At 60.4% G+C, this 24420-nt stretch carries 19 protein-coding genes; 6 read left to right on the top strand and 13 right to left on the bottom strand.

Annotation, left to right across the window (positions count from 1 at the left end; translation table 11 throughout):
* Window positions 1-56: 56 nt before the first annotated feature.
* The 4 genes from AAC029_RS03265 to glmM form a co-directional block, all read right to left on the bottom strand.
* Window positions 57-1577, bottom strand: a complete 1521-nt coding sequence (locus AAC029_RS03265) for a phosphomannomutase/phosphoglucomutase (protein WP_339743907.1) — start codon at window positions 1575-1577, stop codon at window positions 57-59.
* Between the two features lie 131 nt (window positions 1578-1708).
* On the bottom strand, window positions 1709-3019 hold the full coding sequence (locus AAC029_RS03270; protein WP_339743909.1) for a UDP-glucose/GDP-mannose dehydrogenase family protein: 1311 nt from the start codon (window positions 3017-3019) through the stop codon (window positions 1709-1711).
* A 173-nt stretch (window positions 3020-3192) separates the two neighbouring features.
* Window positions 3193-4266 carry an acyltransferase gene (locus tag AAC029_RS03275; RefSeq protein WP_339743911.1) on the bottom strand — a complete coding sequence of 358 codons (1074 nt, stop codon included), beginning with the start codon at window positions 4264-4266 and terminating at the stop codon, window positions 3193-3195.
* The gene (glmM, locus tag AAC029_RS03280) at window positions 4266-5612 is read right to left on the bottom strand and encodes a phosphoglucosamine mutase (RefSeq protein WP_339743913.1); all 1347 of its coding nucleotides are present in this window, start codon (window positions 5610-5612) and stop codon (window positions 4266-4268) included. Before glmM ends, AAC029_RS03275 begins: the two co-directional genes overlap by 1 nt.
* 135 nt (window positions 5613-5747) lie before the next feature.
* On the opposite strand from glmM, the gene galU reads away from it, so the two are divergent.
* Window positions 5748-6635 carry a UTP--glucose-1-phosphate uridylyltransferase GalU gene (gene galU, locus AAC029_RS03285; protein WP_339743915.1) on the top strand — a complete coding sequence of 296 codons (888 nt, stop codon included), beginning with the start codon at window positions 5748-5750 and terminating at the stop codon, window positions 6633-6635.
* Here galU and AAC029_RS03290 read toward each other — a convergent pair.
* From AAC029_RS03290 to AAC029_RS03315, 6 genes are all read right to left on the bottom strand, one after another.
* Window positions 6632-7606 (bottom strand): NAD-dependent epimerase/dehydratase family protein, encoded by a 975-nt coding sequence (locus tag AAC029_RS03290; RefSeq protein WP_339743917.1) that lies wholly within the window; start codon window positions 7604-7606, stop codon window positions 6632-6634. The two genes, galU and AAC029_RS03290, sit on opposite strands and share 4 nt — an antisense overlap.
* A 598-nt stretch (window positions 7607-8204) precedes the next feature.
* Window positions 8205-11837: a M10 family metallopeptidase C-terminal domain-containing protein gene (locus AAC029_RS03295; protein ID WP_339743919.1), complete on the bottom strand. Its 3633-nt coding sequence runs from the start codon at window positions 11835-11837 to the stop codon at window positions 8205-8207.
* Between the two features lie 254 nt (window positions 11838-12091).
* Window positions 12092-13432, bottom strand: coding sequence for a TolC family protein (locus tag AAC029_RS03300; protein ID WP_339743921.1), 1341 nt, complete (start codon window positions 13430-13432; stop codon window positions 12092-12094).
* A gap of 4 nt (window positions 13433-13436) precedes the next feature.
* Window positions 13437-14747, bottom strand: coding sequence for an HlyD family type I secretion periplasmic adaptor subunit (locus AAC029_RS03305; protein WP_339743923.1), 1311 nt, complete (start codon window positions 14745-14747; stop codon window positions 13437-13439).
* Window positions 14744-16438, bottom strand: a complete 1695-nt coding sequence (locus tag AAC029_RS03310) for an ATP-binding cassette domain-containing protein (protein WP_339743925.1) — start codon at window positions 16436-16438, stop codon at window positions 14744-14746. Before AAC029_RS03310 ends, AAC029_RS03305 begins: the two co-directional genes overlap by 4 nt.
* A gap of 162 nt (window positions 16439-16600) precedes the next feature.
* Window positions 16601-17569 (bottom strand): KpsF/GutQ family sugar-phosphate isomerase, encoded by a 969-nt coding sequence (locus AAC029_RS03315; RefSeq protein WP_339743926.1) that lies wholly within the window; start codon window positions 17567-17569, stop codon window positions 16601-16603.
* 343 nt (window positions 17570-17912) lie between these two features.
* Between AAC029_RS03315 and gpmA the strand changes: the two genes are divergently transcribed.
* The 3 genes from gpmA to AAC029_RS03330 are packed head-to-tail and all read left to right on the top strand — an operon-like array spanning window position 17913 to window position 20652.
* Window positions 17913-18638 carry a 2,3-diphosphoglycerate-dependent phosphoglycerate mutase gene (gene gpmA, locus AAC029_RS03320; RefSeq protein WP_339743928.1) on the top strand — a complete coding sequence of 242 codons (726 nt, stop codon included), beginning with the start codon at window positions 17913-17915 and terminating at the stop codon, window positions 18636-18638.
* Between the two features lie 3 nt (window positions 18639-18641).
* The gene (ribD, locus tag AAC029_RS03325) at window positions 18642-19295 is read left to right on the top strand and encodes a bifunctional diaminohydroxyphosphoribosylaminopyrimidine deaminase/5-amino-6-(5-phosphoribosylamino)uracil reductase RibD (protein WP_339743930.1); all 654 of its coding nucleotides are present in this window, start codon (window positions 18642-18644) and stop codon (window positions 19293-19295) included.
* Between the two features lie 55 nt (window positions 19296-19350).
* The gene (locus tag AAC029_RS03330) at window positions 19351-20652 is read left to right on the top strand and encodes a pentapeptide repeat-containing protein (RefSeq protein WP_339743932.1); all 1302 of its coding nucleotides are present in this window, start codon (window positions 19351-19353) and stop codon (window positions 20650-20652) included.
* 75 nt (window positions 20653-20727) lie between these two features.
* Here AAC029_RS03330 and AAC029_RS03335 read toward each other — a convergent pair whose 3' ends face one another.
* Window positions 20728-21204: an Hsp20 family protein gene (locus AAC029_RS03335; RefSeq protein WP_339743934.1), complete on the bottom strand. Its 477-nt coding sequence runs from the start codon at window positions 21202-21204 to the stop codon at window positions 20728-20730.
* Between the two features lie 341 nt (window positions 21205-21545).
* On the opposite strand from AAC029_RS03335, the gene AAC029_RS03340 reads away from it, so the two are divergent.
* Together AAC029_RS03340 and AAC029_RS03345 are read left to right on the top strand one after the other, a co-directional pair.
* A complete protein-coding gene (locus tag AAC029_RS03340; protein WP_339743936.1) occupies window positions 21546-22385 on the top strand; it encodes a methyltransferase in 840 nt (279 codons plus the stop codon).
* Window positions 22382-23053: a hypothetical protein gene (locus tag AAC029_RS03345; RefSeq protein ID WP_339743938.1), complete on the top strand. Its 672-nt coding sequence runs from the start codon at window positions 22382-22384 to the stop codon at window positions 23051-23053. The genes AAC029_RS03340 and AAC029_RS03345 overlap by 4 nt, the downstream gene beginning before the upstream one ends.
* A 57-nt stretch (window positions 23054-23110) precedes the next feature.
* Here the strand turns inward: AAC029_RS03345 and hisN are convergent, their stop codons facing one another.
* Both hisN and AAC029_RS03355 read right to left on the bottom strand, forming a co-directional pair.
* Window positions 23111-23908 (bottom strand): histidinol-phosphatase, encoded by a 798-nt coding sequence (gene hisN / locus AAC029_RS03350; RefSeq protein ID WP_339743940.1) that lies wholly within the window; start codon window positions 23906-23908, stop codon window positions 23111-23113.
* Between the two features lie 61 nt (window positions 23909-23969).
* Window positions 23970-24359: a helix-turn-helix transcriptional regulator gene (locus tag AAC029_RS03355; protein ID WP_339743942.1), complete on the bottom strand. Its 390-nt coding sequence runs from the start codon at window positions 24357-24359 to the stop codon at window positions 23970-23972.
* Between the last annotated feature and the right edge of the window lie 61 nt (window positions 24360-24420).

Here is a 24420-nt window from a genome sequence, read left to right on the forward strand (position 1 = left end):
GCAACAACCCGTCTCAAGGCTTCAACCCGAATGAGCAAGCTTATGAAAGTGCACAACTAGAGCTTCTGGTCGAACTCACCGACTTCCGGATAGTCCGCCAGCACACCCTCGATCGCCCGAAACACGGCGACCACATCGTCCGATGAGTCTGGACTTTCCACCACGACCACCAGATTAGGGGTGTTTGAACTGGCGCGCACCAAGCCCCAAGCACCGCCTTCGAGGGTAAAGCGGACTCCATTAACCGTGTTAATGTCGGCAATCCGGCGGCCAGCAATTTCCTTATTTTCCGCCTGCAACGCTTCAAATTGCGCGACGATCTGCTCAACAACGCCATACTTTACTTCATCCCCACAGGCCGGCGACATGGTCGGGGCTCCGAAGCTGACCGGCAGCGCGCGGCGCAGATCGGCCATGCTCTTGAGTGGATTGCGGTCCAGCATTTCGAGGATGGCCCGCGCAGCAACAAGACCATCATCATAGCCGCGGCCGATCGGTGGCTGCAGGAAGAAGTGTCCAGACTTTTCGAACCCGGCGAGCGCACCCAACTCCTTTGAGCGACGCTTGATATAGGAATGTCCGGTTTTGTAGTAATCCGTCTTGCAGCCATGTTTTGCCAGCACAGGGTCGATCGCGAACAGGCCGGTCGACTTGACGTCGACAACGAATGTCGAATTGGGGAAGAGTGGTGCCAGATCGCGCGCCAGCATCAGGCCGATTTTGTCGGCGAAGATTTCCTCGCCCTCATTATCAACAACGCCGCAACGGTCACCATCGCCGTCAAACCCGAGACCGACATCGGCCTTGTGCTCAAGCACCGCATCGCGGATCGCGTGCAGCATTTTCATGTCTTCCGGGTTTGGGTTATAGCGCGGAAAACTGTGATCCAGCTCGCAGTCCAGTTCGACAACCTCAACACCCATCGCCCGCAAGGCCTGCGGCGCGAAGGCACCAGCCGTGCCATTGCCGCAAGCGGCGACGACTTTTAGCGGTCGGGAAATTTTCACTCCGTGAGATACATCAGCAAGATAACGTTCGGCGACCGCCGTCTGGCGGACATAGCCGCCACCGGCGCGCGATATGCCCTGGCCGCCAAGGACGATTTCCTTAAGGCGGGACATCTCGACCGGCCCGAATGTCAGAGGTCGCTCGGCCCCCATTTTGACGCCGGTCCAGCCATTGGAGTTATGGCTCGCTGTCACCATCGCGACGCAGGGCAGATCGAGGTCAAATTGTGCGAAATAGGCGGTCGGCGACAGGGCCAGACCGATATCATGGACTTCGATTCCGGCGTCCATCAAACCAACTTCCAGTGCCTGTTTTACACTCAAGGAGTAACTTCGGAAATCATGCCCGACCGCGATTTTCGGTGCGACGCCGAGCTCGTGAATCAACGTGCCCAGGCCGAGCCCCAGCGCTTGCACTCCGTAGAGGTTGAGGTCAGGAGCCACATCTGAGGCCGGATGGCCAAACCACCAGCGCGCATCGTATTCCCGAAAGCCGGTCGGTTTGATCAGGGGCTCGTTTTCGAATGCCGATGTGTTCGGCTGCAGGTTCGCTTTTGGAATTTGAGTCATGCTGTGCATCCATGTGAATCGTTTGGAATAGTCCTATTGCATGGTCGCAACCATGCAAGCTTTGCGACCCGGAATAATGGTCGCGCCAATCCAGGACATTCCGAATCGTACATCCCGAAAGGCGTGTGGCATCAACCCTGGGGACGACCAACGCTGGTATAATTGAAGCCGGCTGCCGCCATCTCGTCCGGTGAATAGATATTGCGCAGATCGATGATGTTCGGCGTACGCATCACGGCTTTGAGGCGATCCAGATCGAGGGCACGGAACTCGTTCCATTCAGTGATGATGGCCAGTGCGTCAGCATTCTCAGCGCAGAAATATGGGCCGGAGACGAATTTGACATTTGAGAGCAGCTTCTCTGCTTCCAGTGTGCCGGCCGGATCGAAGGCTTTCACCTTGGCGCCCGCTTTTTGCAGGGCCGGGACGATTTCGAGGCTGGGAGCCTCGCGCATATCGTCTGTGTTCGGCTTGAAGGTCAGGCCGAGAATGGCGATCGTTTTGCCTGAGACATCGCCACCGCAGGCCTTGATGATCTTGTCTGCCATGGCGCGCTTGCGGACATCATTGACGTCGACCACGGTCTCGATCAGCCGCAGCGGAGCGCCGGCCTCCTGAGCGGTGCGGGTCAGGGCCAAGGTGTCTTTGGGAAAGCAGGAACCGCCATAACCCGGTCCGGCGTGCAGAAATTTGCCGCCAATACGATTGTCGAGCCCGACCCCGCGAGCCACTTCCTGCACATTGGCGCCAAGCGCCTCGCATAAATCCGCCATCTCGTTGATGAATGTGATCTTCATAGCCAGAAATGCGTTGGCAGCATATTTGATCAATTCCGAGGTCCGCCGCGAGGTGAAGACAATCGGAGTCTCGTTGAGGAAGAGCGGCCGGTAGATATCGTGCATCACGGTACGCGCACGTTCATCATCGGTGCCGACGACGACACGGTCAGGGTGTTTGAAATCGTCGATCGCCGCGCCTTCGCGCAAGAATTCCGGATTGGAGACAACAGCGAAATCAGCGTCCGGGCGGGTTTCACGAATAATACGTTCAACCTCATCGCCGGTACCAACCGGCACGGTCGATTTGGTCACAATCACGGTATAGCCATTCATCACTTCAGCGATCTCGCGCGCGGCGGCGTAGACATAGCTGAGATCGGCAAAACCGTCGCCGCGACGGCTCGGCGTGCCAACCGCGATGAACACCGCATCGGCTTCACGCACCGCCTCGGTAAGATCATGCGTGAAGCTCAACCGACCTTCACGGACATTGCGTTGAACCAGAAGGTCGAGGCCCGGCTCATATATCGGGATGCCACCGGAATTGAGCGTCTCAACCTTTTCGGCATTCTTGTCGACGCAGATGACCTCATGGCCAAAATCGGCAAAACAGGCGCCGGAAACCAGGCCCACATATCCCGTACCGATCATCGCAACGCGCATGTCGACTTCTCCTGCTGTGAATAGGACCGGTATCGCCGAGGCAGGCAGCGCGTGCAAGGGGAGATTGCCGCTAGGGCAATAGTTGCCAGACCACAATCCAGACTTAGGGTTCGAAAAGATCGACCCTCGACTATCGACGTCGGCTCAGCCTTCCCCAACCCGATTCACTGACACTAAGCGTCCACAACGGGGCGCGGTTTCGGCATAGACGCAGCGATCACCATCTTGCCCAACCGCAACAATGGCCGTTCGACCAGTCGATGGCTAAGCCAAGCCAAAGTGAGCGCGCCAAGCATGCCAAGCGTGTAATAGACCGGGCTGGCGAATACGGACCCGGAGAGAGTGGGCGCCAGGACCCGGGCCAGCGCTTCCAGCACCAGGATGTGGCCCAGATAACAGGCATAGGACCAGTCGCCGATCCGTGCTGCCAGCACCGGCAGTCGCGGCCGCCAAGCCAATACGGCCCAGACGGTGCCGATCGCGAAGGGCGCAAATACCGGGACACGAATGGCCGGATCCGACAGGCCATCAAGCCCATAGTTACCGGTCCAGATAAGACCCAGCGTGGCCCCAGCAATAGTCACCGCCAGTGCTGTGCGCCGCAGGGCCAGCAGCCGATCTGAGAATTGTGCAATCAACGCACCGGCTAAAAACAGCAGATTGAACGGGCTGATCAAAAGGCCAACCAGCGGAGGCCGTCCATCAGCAAGGCCAAAAACTCCGCCCAATGTCAGTCCGGCCCAGCCGAGCACGGCCCAAGGCCGCGCGCGTGTCGGCAGCGCGAGATAGATTGCGTAAGCGATATAGAAATAAAGTTCATGCGTCAGCGTCCAGCCAACTGGCAGGATGGGCGGATATCCAACGGGGTACAGTGTTGCCGTAGCCAGCCAGTTCTTCTGCCCCAACGCAGTGTCTGGCCCGGCGCCGTTGACGAGCAACAGACCCACGACAGCGATCGCCGTGTAGATCCAGTAAAGGGGGAAGATCCGGTTCAGTCGGGAAATGAAGAAGCGAGGCCGGAAGCCGGACATCTTGCCGTAGATGTGATGGATAATGAATCCGGATATGACAAAAAAGACGTCGACGCCGCTGAAACCGAAATAGGCAAACCCGCCGAAAAGTTCATCGCCGAAAAATCGGCCCTCAGTCTGATGGATATGGCCGATAACCACGAGCAACACGGCCACCGCCCGGAGGTATTGCAGCTCGACGATCTTGTCCCGAACCGGTTTGGTGGTGACCACCATTAGGCGGCGGCCCGCTCTATGGCAGATCGCACATCATCGACGACGCTGCGGATCAGCTTCATCTCACCTTCAGCCATGACCCGGATTACCGGCTCGGTGCCGGACGCGCGCACCAGCAGGCGTCCATTCGTGCCCATCCGTTGCTCGGCCTCGGCAATCGCCGCGCGGACATCGGCATGAGTGAGCAGCACCGGCCCTTTTTTGACGCGGACATTTTCCAGCAATTGCGGCGCCGGCTTGAAGACACGAAAGACGGAACTGGCCGGCTGGTTTGAATCGACCAGCACCCGCAACACCTGCAATGCCGCGATCAGACCATCGCCGGTCGGTGCGAAGTCCGGCATCACGATATGGCCAGAGGCTTCGCCGCCGAGATTGATTCCAGTCGCATTCATGCGCTCAGTGACATAGCGGTCACCAACCTGGGTCCGTTCCAGCGCGATGCCCTCGCCCTCAAGGAAACGCTCCAGGCCGAGATTCGACATCACCGTCGCCACGATGGCCGGTTTCGTTAGCTCACCGGTCTTGTGCCAATGGCGCGCCAGCATGGCGAGGATCTGGTCGCCATCGATGACGCGGCCCTTCTCGTCGCACAGGATCAAGCGGTCACCATCGCCGTCCAGCGCAATGCCGAGATCGGCGCGATATTTTACCACTTCCCTGGCCAGACGCGCTGGCGCGGTCGAACCGCAATCCTCATTGACGTTGAAACCATTCGGCTCGATCCCGATCGGGATCACATCGGCACCGAGTTCCCACAACGCCGTCGGGGCAACTTTGTAAGCAGCACCATTGGCGCAGTCGATCACCAAACGAAGACTGGACAGATTCAGATTGCGCGGGAAAGTCGATTTGACGATCTCGACATAGCGCGCCTGGGCGTCGTCGATCCGTTTGGCGCGGCCAAGGTCGCCCGGCGGCGCCAATTCCTCGGTGAGGCCGCCATCCATCAATGCCTCGATCTGCAGCTCGGTGTCGTCATCGAGCTTCTTGCCCTCGGGACCGAATAATTTGATCCCGTTATCGTGGTAGGGATTATGTGACGCCGTGATCATCACCCCCAGATCGGCGCGGAGTGAACGCGTCATCAACGCGACGGCAGGAGTCGGCAAGGGACCAAACTGGAATACATCCATCCCCACCGACGTGAAGCCGGCGACAAGCGCAGATTCGATCATATAACCGGACAGCCGCGTATCCTTGCCGATCACCACAGAATGCCGGCCCGTGTGGCGGACAAAATGCCGCCCTGCAGCCATGCCAAGCCGCAACGCTGTCTCCGCCGTCATCGGGAAGGAATTGGTCAGGCCGCGGACGCCATCCGTGCCGAAATATTTCTTGCCCATGCGCGCATCCAAATACTGGTTCAGGCAAAACATATAGGACGACAGCCCTTACGCGAAGTGAATGCATAAGCTGGACGGCAGCGACACGATCCGATAGGCGTGCGCCAACGATAAAGACGATGGGAGTTGTCTACCATGAGACGAGTTCGCAAAGCCGTCCTGCCCGTTGCGGGCCTGGGAACGCGGGTCCTCCCCGCCACCAAATCCATTCCCAAGGAAATGCTGCCCGTCTTCGATCGACCTGCGATCCAGTATGTAGTCGATGAAGCCATCGCCGCCGGAATCGAGCATTTCGTCTTTGTCACCGGGCGTAATAAAGGCGCGATAGAAGACTATTTTGACCGCGCCTATGAGCTTGAGGCTACCCTGAAGGACAAGGGCAAGACGGACATACTCGACGTTCTCAGTCGGACCCGCGCCACACCGGGCTCGATGAGCTTCGTGCGCCAGCAGGCACCGCTCGGCCTCGGCCACGCTATCTGGTGCGCCCGCGACATTATCGGCGACGACCCGTTCGCCATTCTTCTTCCCGACGTGCTGGTACGCGCGCAGCCGAGCTGCCTGGCGCAAATGGTTCAAGCGTATGAAGAAACCGGCGGCAATATCATCGCCGTCGAACAGGTCGCGCCGGAAAACGTCAATAAATACGGTGTCATTGACCCGATTGAGCGCGACGGTAACCGGATCCGGATGCGTGGCATGGTCGAAAAGCCAGCGCTCGATGAGGCACCGTCAAACCTGGCCATCACCGGGCGCTATATCCTGCAGGGCACGATTTTCAAATATCTTGAGGACCAGGCGGCCGGCGCCGGCGGCGAAATCCAGCTCACAGACGCAATGGCGCGGCTGATGCAGCACCAGGATTTCCACGCCGTGGAATATGAGGGCCGCTCCTATGATTGCGGCGACAAGCTGGGCTATTTGCGCGCGACGCTGTCGTTTGCGCTCCATGACACCGAGCTGGGCGCCGCGGCGCGCCAGGTCGCCGAAACCGTGCTCAAGACCGAAAGCTCAGCCTCCTAGTCTTCGCGTTTGCGCCATTCGCGGTACCAGTCGGCAAAGCGGCCGAGGCCTTCCTCGAGCCGCACGCCCGGCTTGTAGCCATAGACGCGCTCCAGCTTGGAGACATCGGCATAGGTGCGCGTCACATCGCCGGCCTGCATCGGCAGCATTATTTTTTCGGCCGTCATGCCGAGCGCGCGTTCGAGCGCCGCGATCATGTCCATCAACCTGACCGGCGAGGCGCCGCCAATATTGAATACGTCGTGATGACCGCGCGCCGGGTTGTCGTCGAGGACACGCAGGAGCGGTGCAACGACATCGTCGATATAGGTGAAGTCCCGCTCCATCTCACCAGCGTTAAAGACCTTGATCGGCTTGCCCGCATACATCGCCTCGCTGAACAGCCAATAAGCCATGTCAGGGCGCCCCCAGGGTCCGTAGACGGTGAAGAAGCGCAATCCTGTCGCTGCAACGCCGTAGAGGCTGGCGTAAGCCGCGCTCATCATCTCGTCTGCCAACTTGGTGGCCGCATAGAGTGAGGCCGGCTGCATCGTGACATCATCTTCGCGGAAGGGCACCGCGGAACGCTCGCCATAGACCGAGCTGGACGAAGCGTAGACCAGATGTTTGAGATCATCGCCGAGATGCCGCGCCGCCTCGAGCACTGAAAGATGACCGTGCAAGTTGGAATTGGCATAGGCGAAAGGCTGGTCGATCGAATAGCGCACGCCAGCCTGGGCACCGAGATGCAATATCCGGTCTGGTCTGACCCGTTCGACCAAGGCCATGACGGCCTTGTCGTCAGCCAATTCCATTTTCTCGAAACTGAAGCCCTGGCGTGCTTTCAGCAAGTCGAGCCGGGCCCGCTTCAGTGCCGGGTCATAATAGGAATTCAGGTTGTCAATTCCGACGACGGTCTCGCCGCGGTCGAGCAAGGCATTGATCGCATGAAAACCGACGAAGCCCGCCGCACCTGTCACCAGAATTGTCATTCATTTTCCCATTCTCAGGCGCGCTCCGCGCGTGTCCTGCACGAAGCGTATAACAGAGGCAAGTGTGACCGTTCGCACATTCATGCAACAACTTACATTGTCGCAAGAATTGTCGGTTGGGCCAACGCGACGTGCGCCGCGCCCGAATGAATATCGCGAATCACGCCCCCTGCATTCACTCGACTTGCGCAACACAGATGTTGAGCGACTTCTTGCGCCTCGCACACAACCGAAGCTTGCCAAATCAGCACCATAGTGTAGCGTTTGGTTCAGAGTAAGTTAGGTGTGGAGTTGGGGGGATGGCAGAAGTCTTGTACAGAGCAGTGACGTGGGGCCTGCTCGGAATTTTTGTTAGTTTCCTGGCCTATGGGGTCATGGTTGCGGCCTATACCCTCACCCGGTTTTATAAAGTAGAATTCATGAAATTTTTCAGCGGGTTGTTGACGAAACCTTCGGAATAAGTCGCCCAGCACGCGGAACTCACACACTGTTTCAATCGGACGGCCATGCGGCTTCCGAAAGGGAATTGCGTGATGGAGCGGGTCGGTATGGGTGGGTGAAACGAACCCCTCATGCCCGGGTTCCGCCCAAATTTGGGTCACGCCCAACCTTCAATCAACTCCACGGGTGGGAGGTGGGCGCTTGGATCATCAAATTGAATCGCATCCAGACCCGTAGGTATGGCCTCGACTCCGTTCGCCGTCACCTCTTGAGCTTCCCCAGGATAAGGTGCATCGCCCCACTCGCTCAATACGAGCAGGCCGTCCACACCCCAGCTCACATCTGGCAGCCGGAAATCTTCCGGAGTGCTGAACATCCACGCCCCGCCTTCATCGCCCGATCCGTCCGTCGTCAGGTCTGTGTTGGCGGCGTCAGTCAATAGACGACCAATATTTCCGGCCTGGCTGTCGATCAACTGTACCTGGGCAAGATCTTCAGGGCTGAGATCGGGCATGACATCAACATGCGCTCCCGGCTTCTCCGCCACATCAAGGGTATCGACGAACTGCGCGCCCGCAAGCGCATCCAAATTGCCCAACGCATCCATGACTGAAGGCGTTGTGTCGGACTTTTCACCGTCGACCACCAATCCGACCACCTGGATGGTCTGGCCCAGTTCAGCGAGATCAAGCGGCCGCATGCCGGGGGCAGCCCCTCCCTCGCCGGAGAGTTGCAGACTGTCTGCCCCCCAGTAAAAGTCTGAATCCACGCCCCGGAAATTGCCATTGTCATCTACGCCCATCGCAGCCCAATCGGTACTGGTCAGTCGATCCTGACTGATGTTGTCCGGTAGGTTCTTCGGCGAAGGTGTCGCCATCAATGATGGCGCCGACGTGCCGTATTCAATCGTTTCAATACTGATCAGTTCCGTCACACCGTCCGGCGCTCCGATCCGCATATCAGTGACAACTGTATGGCCCGAACCATTGGTGGAGATGATGTAATCAGTCTGCAGACCTGAAAACACAACCGTGTCGCTGCCGGCACCACCGTCATAGACATTCGTGCCTCCGCTGGCGAAAAAGCGGTCATTGCCGTCATTGCCGGTCAGGTGATTGTTCGCCGAGTTGCCGATCAAGGTGTCGTTGCCTGTCCCCCCAATCGCGTTCTCGATCACAGTCCCACGCGCAATGCTGACATTACCGCGGCCGCCTTGCAGGCTGGAGTGGGACTCGGCCCGCAGATCGAGTGTTTGGTTCGCGGCGGAACCCGAATAGTCCATTGTGTCGATACCGCCGGTATCGACAATCGTATAGCTGGTGACCGTCGTGAACGATGTCGCGTCGTAGATGGCATTTCCAGCGGTGGAGTTGAACCCATAGACCGTATCACCGGCCCGGATGTTCGCTGCAAGGCCATAGATATTCTGAATTGCCAGGACATCGGCGATCTGCGGGGACACCACATAAGCAAATGAGGCATTGATGTAGGTGTTCTCGGTCTGGCTGAAATAGGACATGACCGATGCCTGCCAGGAATCGTTCAAATAAGCGGCATCGACTGCATAGACTGCGCTTCCATTATAAGGACCCGCATGACCCAAGCCGAGCGCGTGCCCGATTTCGTGGATATAGGTCTGATAGGAATAGCTGTTGAGATTGGTTCCGTAGGTGTCGATCCAATCGGTCGAAACATTGACCGCAGCCGATACCACGAAACCGCCGCTGGTGCTCGTCGTCGCGAAGGCACCTTCCTCGTCGTCGTCGAACACCATTTGGCCACCGACACTGACTTCGGAAAAATTGATTCCCGTCAAATCCGACCACAAGCCTAGCGCCGCTCTCGCGAGCGTTTGGCCATCCGCCGTCAGATCGACAAGATTAACAGTGATCGTTCCGCCATCAGTTACGTTCCAATGCCGCGCTGCGCCCCCATTCCCCGTCCAGTAGCCAGAACGCAGGAATTCGGCGATTTGATCAGTGCTATATGCTTCCAACGGGGCTGCCGTCTCCAGCCCAACCGTATAGCTACCGGCGACGGTGTCATCCCAAGCAGCGGCCTCGACATAATAAGTACCCGTCGTGGGGACGGTGTAGCTCAGAAGCGAATTCAGGCCCGCCCCGCCATCATCATTCTCGCCGATCAGATTGCCGGCCGCGTCGTAAAGTCGAACAAGCGGGTCGCTCAGCGGATCAGCACCACTCCCATTGAGCGAGATCGCGTAGCGTTGTCCCGCCACCAGTTCAACCGCGATCCAGTCGCGATCCCCGACAACTTCGAGCTGGTTGGAGTAGGTGCCGCCAAGTGCCAGTGTGGCCGTGGTTGTCACGTCGGCTGGGAGATCGCCGTTCTCGGTGATGTCCGTGACCGTGACGGCGACCGTCTGATCGGTGGTGTGAGAACCGTCCGACGCCGTGACCACAAAATCATAGACGCCGTTACCACCCGAATCCGTCGGCGCCTCGAAATTGGGGGCGGACAGAAAGGTCACAACTCCGGTGCTCGAATCGATACTGAACAAACTCGAGTCGGTGCCGGAAATTGAATAGGAAAGAATCGAGCTGGCGTCCGCATCGGTTGCATCTGCGTCGTAGGCAGACGTCTGATTTTCCGGCACCGAAACCGTTGTGGCCGAAGTAAAAACGGGCGCATTGTCATTCTGATCGGTGACCGTGATCGCAACGGCCTGGTCGGTGGTATTTGTGCCATCCGACGCTCGCACAACAATATCGTAGACATTGTCACCGCCAGCATCAGCTGGATTTTCATGATCGGGCGCGGCGATGAAAGTGACCACCCCGCTGCTGGCATCAATCGAGAACAATGCGGCGTCGGCACCGGACAGCGTATAGCTCACCGCAGCGCCTTCGGCATCGGCCGCCACGGCGACGTAGGCAGACGTCTGATTCTCAGCGACGCTGACCGAGGCGGCCGATGAGAAGACCGGCGCTTCGTCGATGTCATTGACAGAGATCGTCACCGTTTGATCGGTCGTATTGGTGCCGTCAGAAGCTCGAATGATCACCTCATATGCATTATCTGCATTGGAATCGTTCGGGTTTTCAAAGTCTGGTGAGCCAACGAAGGTTAGCGCGCCCGTCGAAGCATTAATCGAAAAGTCGGCGGCATCACTGCCGCCAACAATCGAGTAGGAAATTGAATTGCCATCGGCGTCAGTTGCGGTCGCCGTGTAAGCGGTGCCGGTGGAGTTCTCGTCAACCGTAGCCGATGTGCTCGAAGTGAAGACCGGAGGATTGACGTTCGGCACAGGCGTTGGCGTTGGAGTCGCACTGGCCCCTCCACCCCCGCCGCCACCGGCAGCCGCGGCAAGCCCGCCACCCGCTGCGACCGCGCCGAGAACGCCGATTCCGGCCCCCCCACCGCCCGCAGGCGCGACAACGGCCGCGTCAATAGCCGCATCAACCGAAGCCGTGGATAGATAGACAATACCGTCTTCAACCACCACATCGGCAGCCGCGATAATGATCGATTGTCCGTCGGCCATCACGAGCTCGACTGATCCATCCGCCTGGACGTGGATGCTGGCCACATTTGAGACATCCGATGCAGCCTCATATCCTTCGGGCACCTTGGATGCGTCTTGCGCATCGGCGCCAGAAGCCAGGAAGGCCACCCCTCCGGCGGCCAGAGCGACGGCGGTGAGGCCAAAACGTCCACGTTCCACCCGCGGTTTCACGTCCTGCGGCGTCACTCGTTGTGCAAGCGCGCCATCGGTGCGCAGTGGTTCTCCGCAACCGAAATTCGATCCAGCCCAGCTCTCATCGGTCATGGCATTCTCCTCTTGCCCACAATTCGGGCTGGTCATTCACATGTGACAGACGTCGCGAGGAAGTGGCTAGCGCGACGGAACCCCTGCTGTGATAAAATTGATGCTCGGCTTGGCGGATGATGCCGCACAACTCCGCTTTCCCAGAATTGACACGCTAGCGCGAGGAATCGGTCCACGTCCACAAAAAGCTACTCCAGCAGGGTGGAATCCGGACTATTTACCCCACAACCGGTCGGCATGCGCGCGCACGATTGCTACGGCGCATGCTCCGGCTCGTCAGCCTCACGCTGCGCGCTGGCAAGGCTTGGCATCCGCGCCGTCAGCCGCATCAAATTCAATTGTTGACGCAGTAGAGAAAATTGAGCTGTGACCACGTCCAGCGCGGCTTGTTCGTAGGCGAGGCGCGCATCGATCAAAACCGGAAGCGTTCCCAGCCCAAACTCGAATTCGCCAGCGATCGCGTCGAAATAATTGAGCTGGCTATCGGCCACGGCTTGGCGCCTGTGCAATTGTGCTTGCAGGGAAATCGAGCGTCGGAACGCGATCTCCGCTTCTTCACCCAAATTCCGTTGCAAGGTGTGCAGAACGCTCTCTTCCTGCGACAGACGCGCCTCGGCCCGGTCATTGCGCGCACCGAGCGCTGAGCCAGAATAGAGCGGCACCGACACATCGACCCCGACACGGTCCCGGACATCCCAGTCTTGCGTGGCATCGGCATAAACGTAGGAAACAATGCCCACCACCTCGACCACCGGCAGACGCGAGCGCCGCTGCCGCTCACGTTGCGCCTCCAGGCTCCGGATCGCGCTGCGTTGTGATCCAATCTGCGGATGAGTCGACAGTGCGGAGGCTATGACATCATCCACTGAGGTCAGGTCCGCGAGCTGGGTGTCGAGCACCGCGCGCACTTGCGCCGGCCCGCAAGGCGCTGAGGACCGTCCCGTGTACTCCCGCAACCGGGTGGCGGCGCGCTCCTCGGTAAAATCAAGCTCAAGCATTTCAGCCTCGGCCGAAGCGAGTTGGGCCGCAATCTGGGCGCTGTCGGCCCGCGTCGCACCACCAAGCCGCAACAGGCCCTCGACGGCCGTTTGCTGCCGCTCGAAATATTCGCGGCGGTGGGCAATGACATCGATCATGGCCTCCGCTTCCAACTGTGTCAGATAGGCGTCGGCCACGGCATAGGCCGCCTGACTCTGCTGGTCCCGAACGTCAAAGCCGCGCTGATCAAGGTTGCCCTGCGCGGCTTCGCGCGCGAGCCGACTATCGCCAAAATCAAACACTCGTTGTGAGAGACGCACCCCAACCTGATTGTCGATCTGACTGCTGGTCAAACCGGTATCCCCAACACCGGAACGGCCAAAGGTTGAGACTTGCGGACGACGCAGGGACCCCGCTTCGCGCAAATCGGCCCGCGCTTCTGCCTCGCGGGCCCGGGCCCCATCGACTTCCGGTGCGCGCGCGGCGGCCAGTGCCAGTCCTTCAGCAAATCCCAGGCACTGGTCAGTGGCGCTTTGCGCGCCAGCCGGTGCGCAGAGCGCGACCAAACCCAAAGTGAGGCCGGCCCGATATAGCGATTTGAGCATGGATATCGTCATCTTTTCATCCAGACCGCGCGCCGCGGAACAGGGATTCGCCAATCGGTTCGAACAGGTAATCAAGCGTCGTCCGGCTCCTGCCAGAATAGATAAACACTTCTATCGGCATGCCCGGAATAATTGCCCGATCACCCAACTTGACCAGTTCCGAGTCGGGGATCATCACCCGGACCTCATAATAGGGTGCGCCGGTAACCTGATCCGTTTTGAGGTCTGCACTGACGCTCACGACTGCGCCATCAAGTTCAGGCGTCATCCAGCTCTTGAACGCGGTCACCCGTGTGCGAACCGCCTGCCCTTGATAGACTGCAGCGCGTTCATTGGGGCGGATGCGAACGGAGGCCGTGATTTCACCGGCTTCCGGCACGATTTCGAGAATAGCCTCTCCTGGACGAACCACACCGCCCCGCGTGGAAAAGCGCAGATTGAGAATTTCACCGGCAACGGGCGCAACGATCACTGACCGATTCAAAATATCCTGGGCGGAATTGAGCCGTTCCTCCGCCTGCTGCAATTGTGTGCGAACGTCCAATTGGTCGGTAGAAACCTGCCGGGCGAATGTGGCTTCGGCCTGAGCGATTTGCCCCTCCAGGTCCCGTTCCAGATTGGCCGCCGCTTGAGTGTCTGTTTGCAGCCGGCTGATCTCAGCCTCCAGCGAGGCGACGTCACGTTCCATCGCCCGCAACTCATCCAACCGCGCCATTTGCCGATCCACGCGTGCACGCAACGAGACCAACTGGTCCTGGGCGGCGACAAACACCCGCCGTGTCAACGTCACTTGTTGGGCGTGCAACTCCCGCGACGACCGGGCGCCGTCACGCCTCGCGGTCAAAACCGCAATATCGGCTTGGTAGGCCTGCCGCTGCTGACGGAAGAGGTCGCGCTGGCGCTCCAACACTTCGGTGCGCTGATCATCGCCAAGCGGCATATCGTCCAAAGCGGAAAAATCGGGTTCGTCCTGACCATCCCGTAACGCCAGAAGTCTTTGCAACGAACCGGTCAGAGACGCGATATCCTGCATGATTTCATCGCGTACCGACAGCGATGCCGTCTCCTGCAGCGTCAGCAAAGGCTGCCCTGCCTCAACATGATCACCGTCACGTACCAGAAGTTCGTGAATAATGCCGCCTTCAAGGTGCTGCACGACCTGGCGACTGTTTTCGACCACAACCTGGCCGGAGGCGGGCACCCCTTCCGCCAGCGGGACAAAGCCCGCCCAAACCAGGAATCCGCCCAATCCAAGCATGCAGATCAAAGCCGACCGTCGAACGAAAGGATCCGACATCGGACCGACAGCGGTGATGGCCTCGGTCATCCCACGGCCCCCTGTCCGCCAGCATTCGCCGCACCCGGGCCGGTTGCGAGTTTGAGATATTGTTCTGCCGTCGCCGCAAGGATGGATCCATTGCGCACCAACATCACGGTCGTGGCACGCTCGATCAGTCGCCGGTCATGACTGGAAACAATCACGACCGCGCCGCGCTCTGCCGCTTCAACCAGCGCCTTGATCAACTGCGGCGCGGCAGCGGCATCCAGATTGGCGGTCGGCTCGTCAAGCAGGAGCAGAACCGGATTGCCAAACAGCGCCCGGGCAAGCCCGATCATCTGGCGCTGCCCCGCCGACAAATGGGCACCACCAGGGCCAATCCGGGTGTCGTACCCGTCAGGCAGGGTCACAATCATCTCATGGGCCCCGGCGGTCTTGGCCGCATGGAACACCGCTTCGGGAGTGGTTGCACCGAGCCGGCCGATATTTTCAGCGATCGTGGCCGGCAATAATTCGACATCCTGCGGCACGTAGCCGACATAGCGACCCCGGTCGGCGCTGCGCCATTCGTGCAGGTTGCAGCCCCCGAGACGCGCCGCGCCCGAGCCTGGCAACCAGGCACCGGACAGCGTTTGCAACAGGGTTGTCTTGCCGGCGCCATTTCCCCCAGCCAAAGCAATCAGCTGGCCGCCTTTGGCGGAGAAACTGAACGGGTGTATCAGCGGCTCCCGAGCGCCCGGGACCACCACCGAAAGCCGTTCAAGCACCAAATTCGCCGCAGGGCGCGGCAAGGGGGTAAACACGGCTTGCTCGTCGATATCCTCGAGGCGGGCTTGCAGTTGGGCCCAGGCGCGCCAAGCCAGAATGCTGCTGCGCCACCCGCCGACGATCTGGTCGATCGGGCCAAGCGCCCTGGCCAACAGGATCGAGGAGGCGACAATCGAACCCGGCGAAATATCGTGGGTCAGGGCCAATGCGGCCCCGCCTCCAAGAACAAAAATCTGCAACACCTGCCGTGCCGAACGGGAAATTGCGGTGAACTTCCCATCGGCCTTGCTGGCCTCCAACGCAAAGGTCTGGCCGGCCAGTTTCGCCGCCTGCCACTTGGAGAAAGCCGGACGCACCAGACCCATCGCGACCATGGCCGAATGTTGTCGTTCCAAGCCAGCCGCCATTTCGGTAGCGCCGTTCATCGCGGTTTGAGAATATTTGCTCGCGTCGCGGGTGGTCAATTCTGCCATTACCGCAACGCCGAACACGATCGCGGCGCCGACCAAGCCCAACACACCCAGAAACGGATGAACCAGAAACAGCGCAATCAGGAAGATCGGTGCAAAGGGCAAGTCAGCGAACGGCAACACGCTTCCCGCCTGAAACACCCCCTGAACACGCCCTGCGAGGGCCAAGTCCTGTGACAGGGCCGGTTTTCCGCCCGTGCCAGCTTCGAATTTGGCGAAGATTTTCGGGACAAGGAAATTCTCGATTTCGACACCGGCCAGCGCGCAAATCCGCCGCCGGGCAGCTTCGGACGCGCCATAGACCGACAGCAACATGACGGCGAGAGCGGTCAGCCAGATCAAGGTATCGGTGGAACCGGAACTCAGGATGCGGTCATAGACCTGCAGCATGTAGAAGGGCGAGACGAGCAGAAGCAGATTCGACGCCAGGCTGAAGCCAGCCAGGGCGGCGGCATAGGGTTTCAGCCGGGTTCTCACCTGGAGCGATAGCGGCTGCGTCATGCCTTCTCCCCGCGCGGTCAAAGACCGGACTCCCGCCGCCGTTCGCGTTGTCGCAGCAGAGATACGCCACACAAAACAGGCTCTAGCGGGTTAACGGCAGCGATGATACCGCAAGCTGAAGCAAATGCACCAGTCCTGCGAACGTCCGCAACCACTGCCTGCCTATTTGAGGCCAGCCCGCAACAAATCATGCAGGTGTAATATCCCCTGCGGCCGCTGTTCGGGATCGACGATGAAGAGCTGAATGATCTTGGCTTTACCGGCTGTCATTTCGCGCATGGCATCGGCAGCGAGCATGCCGGGAAAGCCGGTCTTCGGGTTAGGGGTCATGATCGCGTGTGCAGGTTTGTCGATCAGGCCATCGCCCATATGACGCCGCAGGTCACCATCGGTGATGATGCCAGCGAGCCGGCCGTCATCGTCGAGAATTCCGGCGCAACCAAAGCTCTTCACGGTCATTTCGATCAGTACATCGCTCATTGGCGCCGAACCCGCGATGAGCGGCATTGCCTCGCCCGCATGCATGATGTCTGCGGCCGTTGCCAAGGCAGCGCCCAGAGCCCCACCGGGATGAAACGTCTTGAAATCTGCCGCCGTGAAACCACGCCGTTCGAGCAGGGCAACCGCCAGCGCGTCGCCAAGCGCCATCATCAGGGTCGTCGACGTAGTCGGCGCGCGGGTTTCACCGCAGGCCTCCGGCGCGTCGGGCAGGATCAATCGGTGATCGGCAGCCCGCGCCAACGTACTGTCTGCCTGGGTCGTCATGCCAATCAGCGGGACAGCGAAGCGGCGGCAATAGGCGATCAGATCGCCCAATTCGCGGGTCTCACCGGATTTCGACAGCGCAAGCACCGCATCGTCCGGGGTGATCATGCCGAGATCGCCATGGCTCGCTTCGGTCGGATGAATATAATAGGCAAGCGTGCCAGTCGATGCGAGTGTCGCCGCAATCTTGCGCGCGACATGCCCCGATTTGCCGACACCCGAACAGATCAGGCGACCGTGAATTTTGCCGAGACGTTCAACCGTGTTTGCGAACGCCTCATCGACTGAATTGGCCAAGGCGTCGAGGCCGTCGCGTTCGAGGGCAATCACGCGTCGTGCGGATGCGACGGGGTCGAAATCTGTCATGCCAGCTTCCTGAATGGCGAACGCATATTGCCCGCCTCCATAACAGAACCGCGCACGTCCCGGAAAGAGACGTGCGCGGTTGGTCGGGCGATATTGGGTCCGGAGCTCCGCAGGGGGGGCGCGCAGGCCAAACCGGTTATCGCCGATGGGCCGGATGCGCTGGCACCGTAAATCGGCTCCCTGCACACCCTACCCTCTTCGCATACGCGAATGCTTATAGCACAACTCGCCTCACGGGAGTATCGAAATCGACGCCCGCCAGCGACGTGACAGCGACCAATCCTTGCCCAGGACAACGGGCCGGGCTATCGCTGGGCGACCGTCACCCACAAGGAGATTCGCCATGCCGCAACTCGCCCTCATCCGCCACGGCCAGAGCGAGTGGAACCGGGAAAACCGGTTCACCGGATGGGTTGATGTCGATCTGACAGAGGAGGGCGAAGCCCAAGCCCGCCGATCAGGGGCTTTGCTCGCGGCGGCCGGGTTCAAGCCGGATCGGGCCTATACCTCGGTATTGACCCGCGCGATCCGGACGATGAATTTCTGCCTCGACGGACTCGGGCGCGCCTGGATCCCGGTCGAGAAGACCTGGCGGCTCAATGAACGGCACTACGGGGCACTGGCCGGTCTCGACAAGGATGAGACCCGCGCCAAGCATGGCGATGCCCAAGTCAAAATCTGGCGCCGCTCCTTCGATATCCCGCCGCCGCCGCTGGCTGAAGATGATCCAGATCACCCCTGCAAGGACGAGCGCTACAGCGCCGTGCCGGTCGCGCTCCTGCCGTCCTCGGAATCACTCAAAATGACGCTCGAGCGCGTCGAACCAGCTTGGGAAGGCATGGTCGCACCACGCCTCGCAGCGGGCGAAAGCATCATCCTCGCCGCGCACGGCAACAGCCTGCGCGCGCTGATCAAATTTCTGTTCGAGGTCAGTGACCAGGACATTATTGATGTCGAGGTCCCGACGGGCAACCCGCTTTTGATCGATCTTTCCGATGACGCGCTCAAACCCATTGCCGCGCGATACCTCGACCCTGAACGCGCCCGGCCTCTGCCACCACTGCCCTGAGCCATGTTTACGTCGGCCGACCACCGCTTCATGGATACGGCGCTGGCTCTGGCCAAGTCGCAACTCGGGCGCACGGCTCCCAATCCCACTGTCGGCTGCGTGCTGGTCCGCGGTGGCCAGATCATCGGATGCGCCGCCACGGCCGATCACGGCCGCCCCCATGCCGAACCACAAGCGCTCACCCAGGCCGGGGAGCTCGCGCGGGGCAGCCGCGCCTATGTCACGCTCGAGCCCTGTGCCTTTCACGGCCAGACACCGCCCTGTGCCTTGACGCTGATCGAGGCGGGGATTGGTTCAGTCTTCATCGCCTGTGTCGACGAGCATCCGAAAGTGGCCGGTCGCGGCATCGCCCTGCTGCGCGAAGCCGGAGTTCAGGTCGAGACCGGCTTGCGGCGCGCTGAGGCCGGACCGCTCTACGATGGTTTCTTTCATAGAGTTCGAACCGGACGGCCCAAACTCTATCTCGACACAAACCCCGCCCACTATGACGCCGTCCTGACACTCGCCGCCACAGCCTCGCTCACCGAAGCGCTCGATGGGCTCGGCGATGCAGGCTTGAACCGGGTATGCGTCGCGCCCGATAGTCCGCTCGCGGCCCGGCTGATCGAAGCCGGCCTGGTGACGGGGCCGGCAGACCCGCCTCACACCGTGCGTTAACACTCCTTGGCTAGGCTGGCAGATCGGGCTTAACACCAACAGGATTGAACACGTCATGGCCGGCCAGAAAATCGAGTATGTCAAACTCGACCAGGCACAAGCCGATGCGATTTGCGACCGGCACGAGCGGCTATGGTCGGGCCGGGCCGGTGGTGCACGCGCCAGCTTCGCCTATTCAATTCTCGAAGACCTAGATCTCTCCAACCGCGACCTGTCCGATGCCGATTTCAGCGGCGCGGTTCTGCGCGGGACCAACCTGTCCGGCGCCACCCTCAACAGCGCGATTTTCTTTGCCGCCGATTTGCGCCGCGCTTCACTTGAGGGCGCCTGTCTGCGGCGGGCCGATCTGCGGGGCGCCATCATGCGAGGTGCCAATCTCACTGGCGCCGACATGACCGAGGCCGATCTGCGCGAAGGCGCGATTGCCCAGGTCGACAAGGAAAAGGGTTTGACAATCCTGACCCACACAACCCAGCAAAGCGACGCCGGCAAAGCGAATTTCAGCGGCGCCAACCTGTCGCGCTCGAAAATGGCCGGAATGACGGCCCAGACCGCCGACTTTACTGACGCCGTGCTGCTCGGAGCCCGGATGATCCGTGCCAATTTGCGCGGTTCCTCGTTCCAGGGCGCCAATCTGGAAGGTGCCGACCTGTCAGGCGCGGATCTGACTGGCGTCGACTTTACCAATAGCGTGATGATTGGCGTCAAGACCGTGATGGCCAAGACCGAAGGCATGAAAACCGACGGCGCGCTGACCAGCGAACCCGTCGGCATCGACGCCAACAATCTCGACAATCCGGTCGCCGACCAGATCGCCTCACATGTGAAATGGTGCGAAACCGATGGCCGCGAGGGCAAGCCCTCATTGTTCGATGGCATGGATTTGCGAGGGCTGCACTCGCTTGCCGGCAAAACCCTGACCGCTTTCCACGCCCGTGGCTCGACCTTGTATGGCCTTGACCTTGAAGGGGCACAATTGCAGGGCGCTCGGCTCGAACGCGCCGATTTGCGCATGGTCTGCTTGCGCGGCGCCGATCTGCGCGGGGCAGATCTGACCGGTGCCAATCTGTGCAATGCCGATCTGCGCGATTGCCAATTCGGCCCGCTCGTTCTTGAGGGAGACCGCGTGCTGCCGGCCTCACTCGCGGGCAGCAAGGCGCGCTACGCCGATTTCCGGGGCGTCGACATGCGGCAGGCCAAGGCAACCGGTGCCGACTTCTCCTATTCGCGCCTGGACGGGGCCAATGTCCGCAAGGCGCGGTTCAGCGGCTCCTGCTTCACCGGCGCAACGCTCGATCACGACTTTCTCGAGCATGCAGAAGCGATTGACGGTGCGGTCGACATTCACGCTGCCTGATCGAAAAAAAGGGCGACGAACCGAAGTTCGCCGCCCAAATTCGAGGGATATCAATTTCGTCGTGTGTAGGCGGCGTCAGGCCGCCTTGGTCCTGCGGGGCTCGATCAGCCGCGCCTTCGGTTTCCCGGAAGCACCGGAAATCTCGATCTTGCGCGGCTTGGCCGCTTCGGGAATCTCGCGCACGAGATGAACGGTCAGCAGCCCGTTGAGCAAATCGGCATCGGCCACCTCAACATGATCAGCCAGGTGGAAGCGACGTTCGAAGGCGCGCTCGGCAATGCCGCGGTGCAGGAAGCGTCGGGAAGCGCTGTCGTCCTTCGCCGCGATCTTACCGGCGATCGTCAGGATGTTTTCCTGGACTTCAACGGTGAGGTCATCTTCGCCAAACCCGGCGACGGCGAGTTCAATCAGATACTCATTCTCGTCGACGTGCTGGATATTGAAAGGCGGATAGCCTTGGGACTCGATCTTGGTCGCCGAGTCCATCATGTCTGCCAGACGATCAAAGCCGACGATCGAGCGGTAGAGCGGTGTAAAATCAACTGTTCTCATTTGAACTTATCCTCATTTAGAGCGACAAGGCCTGCCGGCAAACCGTTTGCCTGCATTGAGCCGACCGCGATTGCGCCATCAGGCCGCAACCGGGTCGCGAGCCCCGTTATGGCGGCTCGCACCCCTCAGATGGGGACTGAAAATGGGTGTCGCAAGCCCTGCCACCACCGTGAGCGATTGCCTTGCCGGCGCGCCTTCTCTAGGACTGTCCTTCGCGCTGACGGAGAGACACGATGAATCAGACCTTTCGCTTTGGAGCCCTTACGGGTTTTGCCTTACTCCTCGTGGCCTGTAGCGATTCAGCTACGCCGCCGGCGCCGCAAGCGGAACCTGCCGCTGAGATGCCGGATGAAGCCACCGAGGCGCAGGCCGCTGAAGCAACGGTCGTCACACCCGGCCGCGCGGACCTCGCCGATGCCCTGGCTGGCGAATGGCGCGGCGCGGAAGCCGAACGCGATGCCGCGCGACATCCCGCAGAAACGCTTGATTTCTTCGGGATTGACCCGAGCGGCACCATCATCGAGATCTGGCCCGGCAGCGGCTGGTATTCTGACATCCTGGCGCCCTGGATTGCCGGCAATGGCGGCCAATATGTTGCGGCTCACTTCGCCTTGAGTTCCGACAATGCCAGCCGTCGCAGTTCGCGCACTGAATTTGAGGCTCACGTCGCCGATCACGCCATCTTCGGCAATGTCAGAATTGTCGATTTTGGGCAGCATAGCGGTGCTCTGGTCGAACCAGGGACGGCCGATGCGGTGCTGACCTTCCGCAATGTCCACAACTGGATGATGTTCGGTTATGCGGAAAAGGCCTTCGACGATTTTTACGCAGCGCTGCGCCCAGGCGGCGTCCTCGGCGTCGTGGATCACCGCTTGCCCTCAACGCGCGAGCAAGACCCCCAAGCCAGCTCAGGCTATGTCCAGCAGGCCTATGTCATCGCATTGGCCGAGGAGGCCGGTTTCGAACTGGTCGCCACCTCGGAGATCAATGCCAATGAAGCCGATACAGCCGATCACCCATTCGGGGTCTGGACCCTGCCCCCGGTTCGGCGATCAACGGCAAACGGTGCGGAGATGGCGGCCGATTTCGACCGGGCCCATTATGACGGGATTGGTGAGAGTGATCGCATGACCCTGCTGTTCAGAAAGCCTGAGGCGAGCCCGGCGGAAGCCGCCGAGTGAACCGGCTCGCCACCCTTTGTCTGGCGGCGTTCGCCGCAGGTGTGATGGCGGTCGGCGCGGGTGCGCAGTCGGGCGAACGCGAAGTTGGCCCACTGCCGCGCCTGTTTCCGCATTGGCAGGATTACCTTGACCTGCCGGCCGACGACCGCAGCCACTTCACACTGGCCTATGTCATCGGCTCCAATCGCGGTGTCACGGCTGAGGATATCCGTCTCTGGTACGTGGACGCGACCGGTGAAACCGTGCTCGAGCTGGCGCCGGACGGACAAGTCCTCAATCCGCCGGATGCTGAGACGCTGCAGGCGGCGCCCATGCTGTGGGTCAATCAACCGCAAGGCGGGATGTCGGTCAGCATGAGCTTCCAGGCTAGTCTGGGGAGCGGCAGCGAGATTGACCGGCTCGACACATTGTTGGCGCTGGAACAAGCCAATCAGGCGATGCGGCGCACCGGCGGTGTCGCCTCACTTTTTGCGCCCGCGTTCAAAACCCTGATCTTTGTCTTTGACGGCACAGCACCCGACGCCTGGGCCATCCGCACGGATGGTAGCCGGACGCCGCTGGTCGTCCAGGAGGATCGCGCCACCTACCGGCCGAATGATCGTGATATGCGCGATGTCGAGCGGCTGGTGTTCGGACGCGCGCCGATGCGGATTCTGCTGGATTCCTAGACCCACCTCACCGCATTCACAGCTGGCGAACACGCGCCAGTTGGCACAGCCAAAGCTCTAGTGGGCCGCGGCTTTGAGCCAACCGAGCGCCTCGGCATGAAGATCCGGATGGGCTGCGGCAATCACCTGGCCGCCGCCGCTGCAATCGCCGCCCGTCCAATTGGTGATCACGCCGCCGGCACCGCGTATGATCGGCATCAGCGCCTGCACGTCATAGGGCTGCAATCCGCTTTCAACCACCAGATCAATCCCGCCCTGTGCCAGCATGGCGTAGGCATAGCCGTCATAACCATAGCGGCACAATCGAACGGCCTGGCGCAGGGCGTCAAAAGCGTCCCGTTCGGCATTGCGAAACAGGAAAGCATCGGTGGTGGCGAGAATTGCATCGGCCAGCCCGACCGTTTTACGGGTTTGCAGTTGTTGAATTTGGTCGCCCTGCCGATAGCTCGCGCCATCATTCCAGCCTGTGAAGCGCTCACCGATATGGGGCTGGTCGATCAGCCCCAGGCGGGGGCGTCCGTTGTGGGATAGGGCGATTAGGACGGTCCAGCTCGGCAGACCGGCGATGAAGGCGCGCGTGCCATCGATTGGATCGAGCACCCATTGGCGGCCGTTTTTTGAAATGCGTTCTGGAAACTCTTCCCCAAGGATGCCGTCATCGGGCGCCAAAGCGTCGAGCACGGCCCGCATCGCAGTCTCGGAGGCCCGGTCGGCGACGGTCACCGGGTCAAAGCCACGTGCGAGCTTGTTCTCGACGGTCAGGCTTTGCCGAAAATAGGGTTTGATCGCTGCGCGCGCCGCATCAGCCATCTGATTGGCGATAACAAGATCGGCGCGGGGATCGAAGTCGGACATGCGGATGCGCCTAGCATGGAGACGTCACCCGCACCAGTCAGGAGGGAAGGCGGGGCAGCTTTCAGGCCGCGGCGTCGTTCGCTGCCTCTTCCGGCTCGAGGGACTTGGCCAGCTCGAGAAGGCGCTTTCGCGGACGCTCACCGAGCCGGTAATAGGCGCGGATCAGATCGACCGTTTCTTTCTGCGATAACACATCGGCAGCCAGATGACCTTCACCGGCGACCTCGTCGCGGCTCGACAGACCCTCATAGAAATACTGCACGGGCACATCGAGCGATTCAGCAAGCTCAAACAGACGGCTCGCGCTGACGCGGTTGGCGCCACATTCATATTTTTGGATTTGCTGAAACCGGATGCCGACGGATTCGGCCAGCTGTTGCTGGGTTAAACCCAAAAGCCGACGCCGGCGCCGTAGGCGCTTGCCAACATGAAGATCGATATCATTGGTCATAATACTTGCCGCCCATTCTTCGCCTGTTGAAGTGCGCCGCAGTGGGACGCTCACCTGAGAC

It is taken from the genome of uncultured Maricaulis sp. (assembly GCF_963975345.1).
Lineage (GTDB): Bacteria > Pseudomonadota > Alphaproteobacteria > Caulobacterales > Maricaulaceae > Maricaulis.

Excerpts from the sequence above, each read along its gene's own strand:
- glmM (WP_339743913.1), bottom strand. The coding sequence starts at position 5,612 with ATGGGCAAGAAATATTTCGGCACGGATGGCGTCCGCGGCCTGACCAAT.
- galU (WP_339743915.1), top strand. The coding sequence starts at position 5,748 with ATGAGACGAGTTCGCAAAGCCGTCCTGCCCGTTGCGGGCCTGGGAACG.
- AAC029_RS03335 (WP_339743934.1), bottom strand. The coding sequence starts at position 21,204 with ATGAGAACAGTTGATTTTACACCGCTCTACCGCTCGATCGTCGGCTTT.
- AAC029_RS03305 (WP_339743923.1), bottom strand. The coding sequence starts at position 14,747 with ATGACCGAGGCCATCACCGCTGTCGGTCCGATGTCGGATCCTTTCGTT.
- AAC029_RS03265 (WP_339743907.1), bottom strand. The coding sequence starts at position 1,577 with ATGACTCAAATTCCAAAAGCGAACCTGCAGCCGAACACATCGGCATTC.
- AAC029_RS03300 (WP_339743921.1), bottom strand. The coding sequence starts at position 13,432 with ATGACGATATCCATGCTCAAATCGCTATATCGGGCCGGCCTCACTTTG.
- AAC029_RS03355 (WP_339743942.1), bottom strand. The coding sequence starts at position 24,359 with ATGACCAATGATATCGATCTTCATGTTGGCAAGCGCCTACGGCGCCGG.
- AAC029_RS03310 (WP_339743925.1), bottom strand. The coding sequence starts at position 16,438 with ATGACGCAGCCGCTATCGCTCCAGGTGAGAACCCGGCTGAAACCCTAT.
- ribD (WP_339743930.1), top strand. The coding sequence starts at position 18,642 with ATGTTTACGTCGGCCGACCACCGCTTCATGGATACGGCGCTGGCTCTG.
- AAC029_RS03340 (WP_339743936.1), top strand. The coding sequence starts at position 21,546 with ATGCCGGATGAAGCCACCGAGGCGCAGGCCGCTGAAGCAACGGTCGTC.
- hisN (WP_339743940.1), bottom strand. The coding sequence starts at position 23,908 with ATGTCCGACTTCGATCCCCGCGCCGATCTTGTTATCGCCAATCAGATG.
- AAC029_RS03275 (WP_339743911.1), bottom strand. The coding sequence starts at position 4,266 with ATGGTGGTCACCACCAAACCGGTTCGGGACAAGATCGTCGAGCTGCAA.
- AAC029_RS03330 (WP_339743932.1), top strand. The coding sequence starts at position 19,351 with ATGGCCGGCCAGAAAATCGAGTATGTCAAACTCGACCAGGCACAAGCC.
- AAC029_RS03315 (WP_339743926.1), bottom strand. The coding sequence starts at position 17,569 with ATGACAGATTTCGACCCCGTCGCATCCGCACGACGCGTGATTGCCCTC.
- AAC029_RS03295 (WP_339743919.1), bottom strand. The coding sequence starts at position 11,837 with ATGACCGATGAGAGCTGGGCTGGATCGAATTTCGGTTGCGGAGAACCA.
- AAC029_RS03270 (WP_339743909.1), bottom strand. The coding sequence starts at position 3,019 with ATGCGCGTTGCGATGATCGGTACGGGATATGTGGGCCTGGTTTCCGGC.
- AAC029_RS03290 (WP_339743917.1), bottom strand. The coding sequence starts at position 7,606 with ATGACAATTCTGGTGACAGGTGCGGCGGGCTTCGTCGGTTTTCATGCG.
- gpmA (WP_339743928.1), top strand. The coding sequence starts at position 17,913 with ATGCCGCAACTCGCCCTCATCCGCCACGGCCAGAGCGAGTGGAACCGG.